We start from the raw sequence: 485 nt of genomic DNA, 5'->3' as shown, positions 1-485 counted from the left end.
GGCAGGCTGAAAACTCGAAGAGCGAGCGAGCTGCGCCAGCCTTTGTGCTTGACCGCGAACAGCCAGTGTCCGAACAGCCACAGGCCCAGCCCCACTGCCAGGGCCAACGGTGCGTTCATCTCCCCGAAGTGGGGGCCACCCCAGATGAGGCCGGCGATGGTGAGAATGATGAGCAGGCCGCCGAGGAATCTGGCGACGAATGATCCGATTTTCCAGGCCACCAGGACCACTACGCCGNATGCTCATGTTCGTTCCCCCGCACTGTGTATGAGTGTGTTGGCTCATTGTGCGGCACACCTACGACAGATGTGGGTTCTGTCGTGAGTGTGCGGGCGGAGCGGCCCACCGTGTTGTTCACTGTTCTTCTCGCTTGAGAGTCAGGGTGTTTCCGTGACCGACGGAATGCGGTCTGCCCAGTAGGAAACGTCCTATGTGAGAGCTGTTGTCGTCGAGAGCGATTGCCTCGATGCGGACTGCACGGCCGG

The 485-nt window shown here is 61.0% G+C and carries 1 protein-coding gene; it reads right to left on the bottom strand.

Annotated features, from left to right (window positions below):
• Positions 1–221 (bottom strand): hypothetical protein (locus tag AO065_RS27205; RefSeq protein ID WP_202907625.1); only part of this gene is annotated, 221 nt, incomplete at its 3' end.
• Between the last annotated feature and the right edge of the window lie 264 nt (positions 222–485).

The organism is Pseudomonas viridiflava (genome assembly GCF_001642795.1).
Lineage (GTDB): Bacteria > Pseudomonadota > Gammaproteobacteria > Pseudomonadales > Pseudomonadaceae > Aquipseudomonas > Aquipseudomonas viridiflava.
Note: the sequence above shows the minus strand (reverse complement) of the source record. Positions and strands in the feature narration are given on the sequence as shown.